The sequence below is a fragment of the Phenylobacterium sp. LjRoot219 genome (genome assembly GCF_964252995.1).
Taxonomy (GTDB): Bacteria; Pseudomonadota; Alphaproteobacteria; order Caulobacterales; family Caulobacteraceae; genus Phenylobacterium.
The window spans coordinates 964,383-976,585 of sequence record NZ_CAXUQI020000001.1 but is presented as its reverse complement, the minus strand read 5'-3'; the positions used below and the strand labels follow the sequence as shown (position 1 = coordinate 976,585).

The window sequence follows — 12,203 nt, the reverse complement described above, 5'->3', positions numbered from 1 at the left end:
CCCCCGGACCGACACTTCACTCGCAGCCCACCCCATCGCCGTCCCGATCAAGCCGGGGGCTGTATCCTCGATCGCCACGTCGCACCGGGGCGGCGCCTGCAGCTCGCGCCTCGCTACAGTTTGCAAACACGCTCACGCGGGAACTGACGCCCCGACGGACCCGAGCTTCCGGCACCGCTTCGAACTTCCGCGGTTGCGCCTGCGCCGCTCGCTTAGGAGGCGCAGCGAACTCTGCCGCTAGGTAGCGGCTGGACACCCAGCACGACGTGTTTGGCCGGGCAACCCGAGCCCAATCTCCGCTTCGCTCGACTACGATGACAGCTTGTCCGCTCGTGAAGCGATGTGCGACGGGCGCCGTGGCGTCAGGGTTTTCGCGACAGCGAAGCGCGCTGGCCGTTACATACAGCCTGTCCTGTACTGTGGGCGCCGTGCCCTCATTCGCTGGGAGCGCGTCTTGGCCCGGCTGACGCACCCCGCCTCGCTGCTGCGTCAGAAAAGCGATCAGGGCAGCTATGCCCAGCACGCCAAGCCCCACCCAACGCCCGCAGTTGAGCCTCTGCGCTTCGGCCTCCAAGGGAGGCCGTTCCAGGTGACCTTGCTTATCGAGGAGGTTCTGCCGCGCGACATAATTCAGGCCCGTGCCCGGAATGCTAACTGAAGTCTGCGCCATTCCTCGAGAGTTCACGCTGAGACGCGCGCCTCGAACTCCAAGCGACAGTCCTGCGGTTGCGCCGCGTTGCGCCCACGAGAGATTCAGTCGGATCCCAGGCACAATCCTAACGCTCTTGCGAAAGCTGAAGCCCATGGCCTGCTCTTGTGCCGCTTCGGCGGCTGAACTGCGGAGGATTTGGGAAGAACGCCTTGCGCACTATTTCGTGCCGGGGCGGTACGGTGCCAGGCCGGATCAGAGCCGCTCCCGCATCGACGTCACTCGCCCCCTACCCCGGCTCCCCCGCCCGCTCGGCGCCAGCCCCAGCCCGCTCCGCGGCGCCGGACGGCTCCTGCCGCACGTAGTTCAGGCAGCCCTGCAGGAAGGCCGGCGTCCGCCCCTCCGCGGCGCGGCAGTAGCGGTTCAGGCGGATGCGGTTCTGCTGCGCCCAGCGGTAGCCCTCGGCCCGCTCGTTGGCGTCATAGGTCTCGACAGCGCGCGCGTAGTCCTGGCGCTGCTGCACCCAGGCCTCATGCACGGTGGGCGGCTTGGCGGCGCGCGGGCCTTGGTCGGCGTCGCGGCGACCGGGGCCGAGATGAGCTGCGGCTGCGGCGCGACGGGATCCGGGGACATGATACCCTTCTGCCGCCCGCCGCCCGCCGCCCGCCGCGATGTTTCCATTTTGTTCACGCTCGTGCTAGGCGTCCGGAATGGCTCGCTTTGCCCGCGTCATCGCCCCCGGTCTGCCGCATCACGTGACCCAGCGGGGCAATCGGCGCGCACCGATCTTCTTCGAGGACGGCGACCAGGAGATTTATCGCGACCTGCTGGCGGAACAGGCGCGGCGGCGCGGGGTCGAGGCCTGGGCCTAGCCCAACCACGTCCATCTGATCCTCACCCCATCCGACGCGGTGGGGCTTGGCCTGGCGATTGGGGAGGCGCACAGGCGCTACACCCGTCAACGCGCGCGGCGCTGGAGCGGACAACTGTTCCAGAACTGCTTCGCCTCGGTCGTGATGGACGAGGCCCATCTGCTGGCCGCAGCGCGCTACCTTGCTTTGAACCCGGTCCGCGCGCGCTTGGTCGGCCACCCGGACGACTGGCCGTGGTCGAGCGCGCGCCCATCTGGCGGGTCGCGACGACCAAGTCGTCACCGTCGCCCCCCTGCTGGAGCGGATCGGCGACTTCGCCAGCTTCTTCGAAAGCGCGGAGGACGGCGCGACGGCGACGGCTCTGCGCACCGCTGAGACCACCGGCCGTCCGCTCGGGAGCACCGATTGATCGCGGACCTCGAACAGCGCCTCGGCCGCAAGGTCGCCCGGGGTCGCCCGCGGCCGGCGCCTAAACCGGGCGGCTGGCGATCTGCGGGGATAGGTATGCTGTCCCCGCGTTCGGTGATCCTCAGAGGACCTGGCGCAACTAACCGACGAATATCTCAGCGCGATGGTATGCTAGGTAGCGTTGTTGATCGGGCGCGAAGGTGTCCGTCTTCCAGATGCTTGGTGCTTCTTCGAAGCCGAAGCGATCGACAGTAAGCTGGTCAAAGCCAAGCCTCCGCAAGTCGTGCTTGTCGACACGCTTTGAGACCATCACACCGGCGTCCTCGCCGAAGGTGATGAAGCCCCGATCGAAAAGCAAATCGGCGTCTGGCGTGAGCAGCAAGCCGTTCATTCCGTCGAGCCTTTCAGCGGCGGTCCCGCAAAGCCGCCAGGGCTTGATATGACTTGCGATGAGGAACATTGGGTTTGTGACCCCAGTGAGCCGGCATCGGCTCTCGACCCCCTCCACGTTCTTGCGGAACGCGCCCTGTCCGCGACGCGCGTTGATCAAGGCCTGCCTGACGGTATCGTCGAGTGATCGGTCGCTTGAGATGCGCCGCTCTACTTGGTCTTCGAGGATCTCGTTGACGATCTCGAAGGTGAGGCTGTTTGCCCCCCCGATTGCGGCAGCGCGGCGGTCGAATGTCGCCCTGTCGGTAATGATCTCAAACACCGATCGGTCCACCTCTGCGAGGTAGGCCTTCTGGTTGCCATTCCCCGTTTCGGCTCGAATGGGAGAATGGCGTTTGGGTAGCCGCGGTGCCAACTGATCCAGCAGGTCCTTGGGCCGAACCGCGGGCCTCAGCGGCGCCCAGTAGACCGGTAAAAGCCATCCCTCCTCGCTCCAGTTCGCACCTGTCCGGCCAAACTCCGCCGGCTTAGGCGCGGTGAACGCGAACTCGGTCACGCGGCCAACAAACCGTATCTCTCCTGCGATATAAGACAGGATCAGATCGCCTGAGGTACTGGCCGTCGACTTCCTGTCGGCCCGTTTGCTTATGATTGACCCACCAGAAGCGCGGCATTTCGGTAAAGCCTAGCTTGCGCGGGGCCGAACGCCAATCGGCACGCGTCGCTCGCGCTAGCGCGGATCGCATGTCCCCTCGCCCAATGCCGCCAAGGATCCACGTGGCAATCCGTCTCCCCTCGACAAACCCGCCAAATCGTTCACCCTTCGTTCGCCGATGACCGCCTCGGCCCCACCCGCTCCCGAAGCCGACGACCAGGCCCCCGCCCCTCGCGCGCTGATCGAGCGGCAGCTGTGGGTGTTGGGGCGGCTGGCCGAGGCCGGGCTCAACGTCGCGCTGGCGATCGAGCGGCAGGCGACGGCGGCGGCCCCGCCGCACGCGGCCGAAGCGCCGGAGGCGGCCGAGCCGCCCGCAACCCCCGCGCCAGGACCGGTCGTCCAGGGCGACGTCGCGCTGGCCTATGCGCGCGCCTCGCGGGCGGTGCGGCTGACCGTCGCCCTGCAGGCCAGGCTGATCAAGGACCTGCAGGCGCTGGACGAGGCCGCCGTCCGGCTGCGGCGCGGCGAGCAGGTCGAGGCCGAACGCGAGCGGCAGACCCTGGAGACCGCGCGCAAGGCGCGGGTCGAGCGGATCGTCGAGCGGGTGATCCGCGCCGAACTCAGCGACGAGGACGAGGTCGACCGGCTGGCCGAGGCGGCCTGGGAACGGCTCGATCACGACGAGATCTACGGCGACCTGCTGGCCCAACCGGTCGGGGAGATCATCGCCCGGGTGTGCCGCGACCTCGGCCTTTCGCCCGACTGGAGCCGGCTGGCCGAAGAGGCCTGGGCCCGGGAGGAGATCGACAGCGGCGCCTTGGGCTCACCCTTCCTGGCGCTGAGCTGGCCGGAGCCGTCCCAGACTCGCCCCGACCGCGCGGCGGCCGCTGACCCGCCTGTGGCGGCGCCCCAGGCTGCATCGCCCTGAGCGCCAACCGCTTGCCGGGAAATTCAGCGACACACTACCCAACTGCGCCCTCGCCACCGCTGACGCGCGCCGGTCATCGGCGGGCTGCAGACCTGCGCCCGCCCGCCGGCCTACCCCGGCTCCCCCGCCCGCTCCGCGCCCGCCCCGGCCCGCTCCGCGGCGCCGCCGCCTTCCGCGCGCGCGTGGCTCAGACACCCCTGCAGGAACGCCGGGGTGCGGCCGGCGGCGGCGCGGCAGTAGCGGGCGAGGCGGATGCGGTTGGCTTGCGCCCAGCGGCGGCCTTCGGCGCGTTCGTTGGCCTCGTAGGTCTCGACGGCGCGCTCGTAGTCCTGGCGCTGCTGCTCCCAGGCCTGCTGCGGGGTGGGGGCGGCGGCGGCCTCAGTGCGCGGCGGCTTGGCGGCGCGCGGGGCGCGCGGCTTGGGGGTCTTGGCGGCGACCGGGGCCGAGGCCTGGATCAGCTGCGGGGCCGGGAGCACCAGCAGCGGCGGCGCGGCCGCAGCGGCCTGCGCCTCGGCCTCGACACGGGCGGCGGCCCCGCCCAGGTCAGAATCGGCGACGCCGTAGGCCTGGCCGCTGGTGATCGGGCTTTCCTGAATGTGGCTGACGATCGCCCCGAAGCTGAGGCCGAGCGCGACCAGGCCGGCGAGGCCGAGCAGCGACGACGGCGGCCGCCAGCCGCCGCTGCGTCGCAGGGTCGGCTGGCTGCGGAAGCTGTGCCTGGACATGGTCTAAGCTCGATACGGCTGCACATTAAGGAATCGGCTGAGCACGGCGCAGGTTCCGGGCCGGCATGCGGCGCCGCGGCAGGTGCGGCCGCGCTGCAACACCTCGGGGCCTCCCCGCCGCCGCGCGCAAACAAGCTTCACGGTTGCAGAGGCGCCGACGCTCGCACTATGGCTGCGTGGGGATTGGGGGAAACATGTCCAAAAAGCTTATCGTCGGCGGCGCGGCCGCGATCGTCGCGCTGCTGCTCGGCTGGTATTTCGCCTCGCCGCTCTATGCGGTGCACAGCCTGAAGGCGGCGGCGACCCGCGGCGACGCCGTACGGCTGGAGCAGCTGGTGGACTTCCCGGCGGTGCGCGAGGGCCTGAAGAGCCAGCTCAACGCCATGCTGATGCAGTCCATCCAGTCGGACCCGGAGCTGAAGGACAATCCGTTCGCCGGCATGGCGGCGCTGGTGGTGCCGGCGCTGGTCGAGCGCAGCGTCGAAGCCTTCATCACGCCGGACGCGATCTCCAGCATGATCGTCGAGGGCCGGACCGGTCGCCAGGCGCCGGCCGCCGCGCCGCCGGCCGCCGCCGCTCAACCGGGCCCGCAGCCCGCTGCGCCCGCAGCGACGACCTCGCCGGCGCCCGCCGAGCCGAAACGTCCGCAGCTCAGCTACGGCTACCGCGACCTCGACACCTTCGTGGTCGCCAGCCAGTCGCGCGAGGACGCCGGCGGCCGGATCGACTTCGTGCTCCACAGGCAGGGCCTGTTCGGCTGGCGGCTGACGCGGATCCACCTGCCGCAGGACGCCATCGCGTTCGGTGGCGACGGCGCGCGCGCGGTGACGCCGCTCACCGCCTTCCCCACCGCCGCCGCTCACGGCTAAGCTCCGGTCGCACGCCGGCGTTCGGCGAAAGACGCTCAAGGGGGAGAAACGTCATGCCCGAGCCGCTCGCGGCCTACTGGATCCTGCTGGTCGGGGCCTTGATGCCCTACCCGCTGGTCATCATGGCCAAGGTCGGGCCGACCTATGACAACGCCGACCCGCGCAACCCGGCGGCGCTGACCACGGCCCGGCGGCGCAACGCCTTCGGGGCGCACGCCAACTGTCTGGAGGCGCTGCCGCTGTTCGCCGCGGCGGTGCTGCTGGCCGGCTTCCGCCATGCGCCGGCGCCGACCGTCGACCTGCTGGCGTTCGTCTGGCTGCTCTGCCGGCTGAGCTATGTGGCCTGCTACCTGTCGGGCCGGGCCTCGCTGCGCAGCATGATCTGGCTGGGCGCGACCGCGGCGGCCATCGCCATTTTCGTCCTGGCGGTCGTCCAGGGGACCGGGGCCTAGGCCCCGCTGAGGGCGGTCGCCGGCCACGCCGGCGACCGGCGCGTCACTCGCCGTCGGCGGCCTTCGCCACCACCAGCTTGCTCTCCGTCACGCCGCCCTCTTGGATCGGCACGCCGAGGAAGGTCATCGCGCCGTCGGCGAAGGTGATGTCGGTCACCGCGAGCGCCGGATCGCGCTTCAGCAGGCTGGCGTCACCGAGCGTGAGACGCAGCGTCATGTCGCCCCGCGCGCAGCCCGCGACCTCGGCCTTCTCGATCTGCGTGCGAAAGCTCGCCGCGGGGGAACCGCGGCGGACAGGCTTGGAGGGGCTTTTCATCGGACATCCTAACTGAGCCCCGGCGCGAACCGCGGCGCGGCTCTCTCTGCGGTGACTCGCGCGGCCGGCGACGGCGGCGTTCGCGGGAGAATAGCCCACATCATCCCGGGCGGCGCAGGTTTCGAACGTCGCAGGCGCTCTTAAGCGTCCCGCCGCGGTCCGAACGGTCGGCGACGCCGATCAAATGCGCCAGGAAGGCGCGCCCGAGCTGAGCCGGACGCGCCTTCCCGACGTGCGGCCTTAGTTGCCCAGGCCGAACAGCTTGTTGACGCCGCCCAGCATGGCGCCGGCCGCGTCGCGGCCGCGCAGGGTCGCGCCGCCGAAGGTGTAGCGGGCGCCGACCTGGAAGACGTTGGCTTCCACGTCCGCGTCGCCGTCGACGCGCTGATAGCCGGCGAACAGCGAGTACGGGGTGCTGGCGAACTGGTATTCGCCCTCGACGCCGAAGGTCCAGTTGTCGGCGTCGACCGGGCCGGCGTCGACGTTGACGTAGCCGATCGAGCCGCTCAGGCGGATGTTCTCGGCGAAGTAGTGGCGCAGTTCGCCGCGCACCGCCCACAGGTCGGCGTCGACGTCATCGATCTGGCCGTAGCCGACTTGGCCGTACAGCACGGTCGAGGCGGCGAGGTCGGCTTGCGCTTCGGCGCCGACGCCCCACAGGGTGTCGTCGTCCGTGGTCGAGAAGCCGGCGAAGCCGCCGACCAGCGCGCCGCCGAGGTCGCCGTTCAGGTGGCCGGTGGCCGACCAGACCGCGTCCATGTCGTCGCTGTCGGTGAACGAGCCGTCGACCTGGGCGCCCAGGCCGCCGAGCTTGAAGGCCGCGGCGCCTTCGAGCTGGAAGGCGTCGGCGTCGTAGTCGAAGCCGGCGACTTCGCCGTCGGTGTAGGCGTAGTTGACCCCGGCGTGGCCGACGACTTGGGCTTGCGCCGAGGCGGCGCCGAACAGGGCGGCGGTCGCGACAGTGGCGATCAGGAAGGTACGCATGGAATTCCCCTACTCAACTTATGAGAGGGCGCGCCCCTAGTTCTATCGTGCCGTGTCTGGCAACAGTGAAGCTCGTTTTCTGGGCGCCGCGGCGCCCCGACTGTTGTTTTGACGCCACGTAAGGCCCGGCTTTGGGCTTAGGGTTACCGGCGGATTAATCCTTTCGGAGACCGTCGGCATGTCAGACTTCCTCGTCGCCGAGGCGGCGATCCGCCAGTTGCACGCGCACATCGTCGACGCCGTCTGGCGCAAGGACGCCGAGGCGTTCGGCGACTGCTTCACCGAGACCGCCGAGTGGCGGCTGGCCGGCATGGTGCTGCACGGCCGCGGCGAGATCACCGCGGGGTTCGCCCGGCTGATCGGCAACTGCGAGCGGGTGATGATGACCTTCCGCACGCCGATCCTGACCGTCGGCGACGGCGTGGCCGAGGGGCGGACCTATGTCACCGAGCAGAACGCCTTCAAGGACGGCAAGCCGGGCTCGACGATCGGGACCTATTGGGAGCGGTTCGAGGACCAGGGCGACCGCTGGCGCTGCGCCTGGCGGCTGTTCCAGCTGCACTACATCGGCCCGCCGGACCTGACCGGGACCTTCTTCGACCAGCCCGACTACGGCCCGCCGCCCGGCTTCCCGCCGGCGGACGCGACGGCGGCGAACCTCTCGGGCCGGGGGTTCCAGAGCCCGCCGGCGTGAGCGGACGCCAGACTAACCCGTCATCCCGGACGGCCTGAAAGGCCGATCCGGGACCCAGGGGCCCCGCGCGCCGCCCTGGGTCCCGGCTCTCCGCTTCGCTACGGCCGGGATGACGCGTGAGAGTGAAGGCGCGCCTCAATCCACGGTGTTGAACTGCGGGTGGATTTCTTTCCAGCGGACGTACCAGTCGCGGCCTTCGGCGACCATCTCGTCGGCTTCGGTGAAGCAGCGCTCCCAGGCCGCCTGCATCGCCTGTTCGAGCTTCGGCAGCACCGTCGTGTCGAAGCCTTCGCGCTCGACCTGCTCGGCCAGGGCGACCGCGCCGGCGCGGCGCAGCAGGGACGGCAGCCGGTCGCGGATCGCCGCCAGCGCCCATTGCAGCATCGGCCCGTTGGCGTCCGGGTCGTAGCCCCAGACCACGTTATGCTGCAGGTCGTTGAGGATGTAGTGGTAGTGCGGCCCGTGCTGGAAGTTGTCGAACCGCACATACTCCAGCGCGCGGTCGGCGCTGAAGATGTGCAGGCTGGCGCCGCGCTCGCCGACCACGCCCTTGCTGTCGCCCAGCACCCGGGCCTCGATGGCGAAGGTCACCGGCCCGGCCTCGAACCAGGCGGCGTTGTGGTGCATCACCGGCAGCAGCATGAACTTGTGGTGCTGGCCGCGGACGACCTGGACGGTCTTCTCCGGCTTCTGGGCCGCAGTGGCTTCGGACATGGCGCTTCCTCCGATCGGTCTTGTTGTTGAAACGACGACGGGCCCGCTCGGGCGCCGCGCTCAGTCGAACCCGTAGAGCCGCGCCGCGCGGCCGCCGACGATCTCGCGGACGTCCGCCTCCGGCACCCCGGCGAAGTCGCGGTCGATGATCGCGTGCGAGTGCGGGAAGGTGGTCTCGGAGTGCGGATAGTCCGACGACCACATGATGTTCCGCCCGCCCGGCAGGTCGCGCATCAGGATCCCCGCGCGGTCCTGGATGAACGAGCCGAACACGTTGCGGTCCCAGTAGAAGCTCGGCGTCTCAGCCAGCTGGCTGCCGGTCCAGAAGCGCTGCCGCTCCCAGGTGCGGTCCATGTACTCCGCCGCCCAGGCGAACCAGCCGACCCCGCTCTCCACGGTGGCGAAGCGCAGCTTCGGGAAGCGGTCGAAGACGCAGCCGAAGATCAGGATGCCGATCGGCTCGGCCATCGCCAGCTTGCTCATCGGCATGTCCGGCAAGAAGTGCTCCTTGTTGCCGAACCGCGGCACCCGGCCGCCAAGGTGCACCGTCACCGTCATGTCGAGGTCCTGGACCTCGGCCCAGAAGCGGTCGAACTCGGCGTGGGCGTAGGAACGCCCGCCGCTCGGGTCGCCGGTCAGCGCCGCGACCTGTCCGGTGGCCAGCGCCTCGACCCGGGCCACCGTGCTGACGCCGTCCTTGGCCTGCGGGAAGGCCGGGATGTTGACCGTGCGGTGGCCGAGCTGGGCGGCCTGGCGCAGCAGCCCCAGCGTCTCGTCGAGGTCGCGCATCGGCAGGTAGGCGACGCCGGCCAGCCGCTTGCGGTCGACGCCGCAGAAGTCCCAGAGCCAGCGGTTGTAGGCCTCGAAGCTGGCGATGTAGAGCTCGCTGTCGGTGGTCCCGAGCGGCCCGCCGCCGAACAGCACGGCCGCGTCGATGCCGTCGGCGTCCATGTCAGCCAGCCGCTGTTCCGGCCGCCAGACCTCGCGCATCTGCGCGCGGCGGGCGAACTCCTTGTACTCGGTGAAGGCCTTGCCGGCGGTGTTGTTGACCATCCGCAGCGGCCGGCGCTTGCCCTCGAACACCACCCAGTCGTGGTCCTCGCCGGCCTCGATATAGGGCGCCCGCTCGCGCAGGTGCGCCGGCAGATAGTCACGCCACATCTCGTGCGGCGGATCGAGGTGGGAATCGGCGTCGACCACCCGCCGTCGGGTCTTGGCCGCCGCCCCAGCAGGCTCCAGCGCTTGGTCCAGGGCCATCTCGCGTCCTCCCACCGGTCCAGCTCGTTGTTCGTGATTACGAACAATCTATCGCTATTGCGAGGACCGTCAAGCCGCGACAACTGAAAGAGCCCGTCATCCCGGACGGCCCAAGGGGCCGGCGCTCCGCTTCGCTCCGGCCGGGATGACGGAAAGGACTATGCGTCCGCCGGGGCCGGGAAGGTGTTGAGGTCCTCGGCCCGGAAGTAGGCCTCGGCGGTCGTCGCCGGGGCGTCCGGCTCGCCGATCAGCCGGGCGAACTTCTGGCCCTCGTAGGCCGCCGTCGCCAGCGGCCGCACGGCCAGGGCGTCGCCGATCGTGAACAGCTGGGCGACCTTGCCCTCCAGGGCGACGGCGAGGTCGTCGACCGGCTCGCGACCGGTCACCAGCACCACCGCGTCGACCGCCTCCAGCACCGAGGCCCGCCCGGTGGCGACCTCGAACACCGCCACCTCGCGCGGTCCGATCGCCCGCACCCAGGTCGATGGGACGAAGCGGACGCCGGCCTCCAGGAGCCGCTTGACCACCAACTCGGATTCGAAGGCGTCCTGCACCCGCGCCGAATAGGGCGCAAAGCCGGACGACAGGTACAGCACCTCGCAGCCGTCGACCGCCAGCAACTCGGCGAGCCCCAGACTGGCGTGGGTCCCCTCCCCGTCGAGCAGCACCACCCGACCTTTCGGCCGCGCCCCGCCCAGCAGGATGTCCTCGGGCCGCAGCACGTGCGGCAGGTCGGCGCCGGCGATGTCCTGGTCGATCAGGGCGCTGCGGCCGCCCGGGCTGAACCGCGCGCCGGTGGCGACGATCACCGCGTCGGGCAAGAGCGCCAGCACCGTCTCTGGCGTCGCCGCCTCCCCGAGCCGCACCGTCACCCCTAGCCGGTCGAGCTCGCGCGCCCACCAGCCGACCGCCTTGGCGTAGAATTCGCGCCCCGGAAGGTCGGCCCAGAGCTTCAGCGCCCCGCCGAGTTCGCCGCGCGCCTCGAGCAGCGTCACCTGACAACCGCGCAGGGCGGCCACGCGCGCCGCCTCCAGCCCGCCCGGTCCACCGCCGACCACCACCACGGTTGAGGACTTGGCGGCCGGGGTGAAGCTGTCGAGCCCCCAGCGGCGCTCGCGATAGCTGGCCGGGTTGATCGAACAGCCCTGCGCCCCGTCGCCCATCGAGGCGAGGCACCAGTTGCAGGCGATGCAGGTGCGCCCGAGCGCCTCGGTCCCGTCGCGGGCGAGTTGGACGAACCGCGGCTCGGCGATCAGCTGCCGGGTGGAGCCGACGAGGTCGCAGATCCCGGCCCCGATCGCCGCCTCGGCCTGGCCCATCTCGGTGATCCGCCCGAGCACGCTGAGCACCGGCACGTCGCCGGCCGCGCCGCGCACCGCCTCGACATAGGGACGGTAGACCTGCTCGGCCACGAACACCGTCGGCATGCCGTAGTAGAGCTGGTTCGGCTCGACGGCGACGTCGAGGTCGACGAAGTCGAGCAGCCCGCGGCCGCAGACCGCGCTCAGCACCTCGCGCGCTTGGCCGGTGTCGTAGCCGCCGGGCAGCAGCTCGTCGCAGTTGAAGCGCATGCCGACGGCCATCGCCGGGCCGGCCGCCTCGCGGGCGATCTCCAGCGTCTCGACCAGCAGCCGCAGCCGATTGTCGAAACTGCCGCCGTATTCGTCGGTGCGGCGGTTGAAATAGGGCGACAGGAACTGCTCCAGCAGGCCGCCGTGCGAGGCGTGCAACTCGACCCCGTCGAAGCCGGCGGCGCGCAGGTTGCCGACCGACTGGCGCCAGACCTCGCCCATCCGGGCGATCTCCTCGCGGCCGATCGCGTGGGTCGAGGAGGTGCGCCCGCCGAAGGCGTATTGCGAGGCCGAGGGGCCGAGCGCCGGGGCTGGCACGCCCAGCGGCTCCCAGTGGCCGTTCGCCCCCCACCAGTACCAGAGCTGGGCGAAGATCTTGCCGCCGGCCGCATGCACCGCGTCGGCCAGGGCGCGGAAAGCCGCGACGTTCTCCGGCGGATAGGGGCAGGGCTGGTAGTGCCGCCCGCGGTCGTGGACCGTGCAGCTGAGGATCACCAGCCCGCAGCCGCCGTCGCGCACCCGCTCGACGGCGTAGGCGACCAGGTCGTTGGACGGCTTGGTCCCGACCGTCAGCGCCACCCCGTGCGGCGAGAAATAGTAGCGGTTGGAAAGCTCGACCGGCCCGAGCCGGATCGGGCTGAACACCTGCGGATAACGCGGATGCATGCGGCGTGTCCTCCCGTGGACGGTGCGCCGGCCGGCTCTGAAGGCCGGCTCGA

General features: G+C 70.6%; 14 protein-coding genes. 5 read left to right on the top strand and 9 right to left on the bottom strand.

The genetic code is table 11. From position 1 onward, the window contains the following. Window positions 1–16 precede the first annotated feature (16 nt). Both ACSQ14_RS04840 and ACSQ14_RS04835 read right to left on the bottom strand, forming a co-directional pair. The gene (locus ACSQ14_RS04840; protein WP_436010281.1) at window positions 17–805 is read right to left on the bottom strand and encodes a DUF4236 domain-containing protein; all 789 of its coding nucleotides are present in this window, start codon (window positions 803–805) and stop codon (window positions 17–19) included. A 133-nt stretch (window positions 806–938) separates the two neighbouring features. Then, window positions 939–1,172 (bottom strand): hypothetical protein, encoded by a 234-nt coding sequence (locus ACSQ14_RS04835; RefSeq protein WP_436010279.1) that lies wholly within the window; start codon window positions 1,170–1,172, stop codon window positions 939–941. Between the two features lie 187 nt (window positions 1,173–1,359). Here ACSQ14_RS04835 and ACSQ14_RS04830 point away from each other — a divergent pair, with 187 nt between their 5' ends. Then, window positions 1,360–1,521 (top strand): hypothetical protein, encoded by a 162-nt coding sequence (locus ACSQ14_RS04830; RefSeq protein ID WP_436010277.1) that lies wholly within the window; start codon window positions 1,360–1,362, stop codon window positions 1,519–1,521. Window positions 1,522–2,068: 547 nt separating this feature from the next. Here ACSQ14_RS04830 and ACSQ14_RS04825 read toward each other — a convergent pair. Beyond that, on the bottom strand, window positions 2,069–2,875 hold the full coding sequence (locus tag ACSQ14_RS04825) for an HNH endonuclease (protein ID WP_436010275.1): 807 nt from the start codon (window positions 2,873–2,875) through the stop codon (window positions 2,069–2,071). A 277-nt stretch (window positions 2,876–3,152) separates the two neighbouring features. Between ACSQ14_RS04825 and ACSQ14_RS04820 the strand changes: the two genes are divergently transcribed. Further along, window positions 3,153–3,902 (top strand): hypothetical protein, encoded by a 750-nt coding sequence (locus tag ACSQ14_RS04820; RefSeq protein WP_436010273.1) that lies wholly within the window; start codon window positions 3,153–3,155, stop codon window positions 3,900–3,902. A 110-nt stretch (window positions 3,903–4,012) separates the two neighbouring features. Here the strand turns inward: ACSQ14_RS04820 and ACSQ14_RS04815 are convergent, their stop codons facing one another. After that, on the bottom strand, window positions 4,013–4,627 hold the full coding sequence (locus ACSQ14_RS04815; RefSeq protein WP_436010271.1) for a hypothetical protein: 615 nt from the start codon (window positions 4,625–4,627) through the stop codon (window positions 4,013–4,015). Window positions 4,628–4,821: 194 nt separating this feature from the next. Between ACSQ14_RS04815 and ACSQ14_RS04810 the strand changes: the two genes are divergently transcribed. Next, window positions 4,822–5,496, top strand: a complete 675-nt coding sequence (locus ACSQ14_RS04810) for a DUF2939 domain-containing protein (protein WP_436010269.1) — start codon at window positions 4,822–4,824, stop codon at window positions 5,494–5,496. A gap of 53 nt (window positions 5,497–5,549) precedes the next feature. Beyond that, window positions 5,550–5,948, top strand: coding sequence for an MAPEG family protein (locus tag ACSQ14_RS04805; protein ID WP_436010267.1), 399 nt, complete (start codon window positions 5,550–5,552; stop codon window positions 5,946–5,948). Window positions 5,949–5,991: 43 nt separating this feature from the next. Here the strand turns inward: ACSQ14_RS04805 and ACSQ14_RS04800 are convergent, their stop codons facing one another. Both ACSQ14_RS04800 and ACSQ14_RS04795 read right to left on the bottom strand, forming a co-directional pair. After that, the gene (locus ACSQ14_RS04800) at window positions 5,992–6,264 is read right to left on the bottom strand and encodes a hypothetical protein (protein ID WP_436010265.1); all 273 of its coding nucleotides are present in this window, start codon (window positions 6,262–6,264) and stop codon (window positions 5,992–5,994) included. A 240-nt stretch (window positions 6,265–6,504) separates the two neighbouring features. Further along, window positions 6,505–7,248 carry a hypothetical protein gene (locus ACSQ14_RS04795; RefSeq protein WP_436010263.1) on the bottom strand — a complete coding sequence of 248 codons (744 nt, stop codon included), beginning with the start codon at window positions 7,246–7,248 and terminating at the stop codon, window positions 6,505–6,507. Window positions 7,249–7,426: 178 nt separating this feature from the next. Here ACSQ14_RS04795 and ACSQ14_RS04790 point away from each other — a divergent pair, with 178 nt between their 5' ends. Further along, window positions 7,427–7,942 carry a YybH family protein gene (locus ACSQ14_RS04790; RefSeq protein ID WP_436010261.1) on the top strand — a complete coding sequence of 172 codons (516 nt, stop codon included), beginning with the start codon at window positions 7,427–7,429 and terminating at the stop codon, window positions 7,940–7,942. Window positions 7,943–8,077: 135 nt separating this feature from the next. On the opposite strand, the gene ACSQ14_RS04785 is transcribed toward ACSQ14_RS04790, so the two are convergent. The 3 genes from ACSQ14_RS04785 to ACSQ14_RS04775 form a co-directional block, all read right to left on the bottom strand. Beyond that, complete coding sequence (locus tag ACSQ14_RS04785; RefSeq protein ID WP_436010259.1) at window positions 8,078–8,656, bottom strand: DUF7700 domain-containing protein; 579 nt, start codon at window positions 8,654–8,656, stop codon at window positions 8,078–8,080. Window positions 8,657–8,716: 60 nt separating this feature from the next. Further along, a complete protein-coding gene (locus tag ACSQ14_RS04780) occupies window positions 8,717–9,913 on the bottom strand; it encodes an amidohydrolase family protein (protein WP_436010257.1) in 1,197 nt (398 codons plus the stop codon). A 158-nt stretch (window positions 9,914–10,071) separates the two neighbouring features. Beyond that, window positions 10,072–12,150, bottom strand: coding sequence for an FAD-dependent oxidoreductase (locus tag ACSQ14_RS04775; protein ID WP_436010255.1), 2,079 nt, complete (start codon window positions 12,148–12,150; stop codon window positions 10,072–10,074). Between the last annotated feature and the right edge of the window lie 53 nt (window positions 12,151–12,203).

Bases quoted from the DNA above. Each gene is read 5' to 3' on its own strand.
- ACSQ14_RS04800 (WP_436010265.1), bottom strand. From the start codon at position 6,264: ATGAAAAGCCCCTCCAAGCCTGTCCGCCGCGGTTCCCCCGCGGCGAGC.
- ACSQ14_RS04830 (WP_436010277.1), top strand. From the start codon at position 1,360: ATGGCTCGCTTTGCCCGCGTCATCGCCCCCGGTCTGCCGCATCACGTG.
- ACSQ14_RS04795 (WP_436010263.1), bottom strand. From the start codon at position 7,248: ATGCGTACCTTCCTGATCGCCACTGTCGCGACCGCCGCCCTGTTCGGC.
- ACSQ14_RS04780 (WP_436010257.1), bottom strand. From the start codon at position 9,913: ATGGCCCTGGACCAAGCGCTGGAGCCTGCTGGGGCGGCGGCCAAGACC.
- ACSQ14_RS04805 (WP_436010267.1), top strand. From the start codon at position 5,550: ATGCCCGAGCCGCTCGCGGCCTACTGGATCCTGCTGGTCGGGGCCTTG.
- ACSQ14_RS04820 (WP_436010273.1), top strand. From the start codon at position 3,153: ATGACCGCCTCGGCCCCACCCGCTCCCGAAGCCGACGACCAGGCCCCC.
- ACSQ14_RS04810 (WP_436010269.1), top strand. From the start codon at position 4,822: ATGTCCAAAAAGCTTATCGTCGGCGGCGCGGCCGCGATCGTCGCGCTG.
- ACSQ14_RS04785 (WP_436010259.1), bottom strand. From the start codon at position 8,656: ATGTCCGAAGCCACTGCGGCCCAGAAGCCGGAGAAGACCGTCCAGGTC.
- ACSQ14_RS04840 (WP_436010281.1), bottom strand. From the start codon at position 805: ATGGGCTTCAGCTTTCGCAAGAGCGTTAGGATTGTGCCTGGGATCCGA.
- ACSQ14_RS04815 (WP_436010271.1), bottom strand. From the start codon at position 4,627: ATGTCCAGGCACAGCTTCCGCAGCCAGCCGACCCTGCGACGCAGCGGC.
- ACSQ14_RS04775 (WP_436010255.1), bottom strand. From the start codon at position 12,150: ATGCATCCGCGTTATCCGCAGGTGTTCAGCCCGATCCGGCTCGGGCCG.
- ACSQ14_RS04790 (WP_436010261.1), top strand. From the start codon at position 7,427: ATGTCAGACTTCCTCGTCGCCGAGGCGGCGATCCGCCAGTTGCACGCG.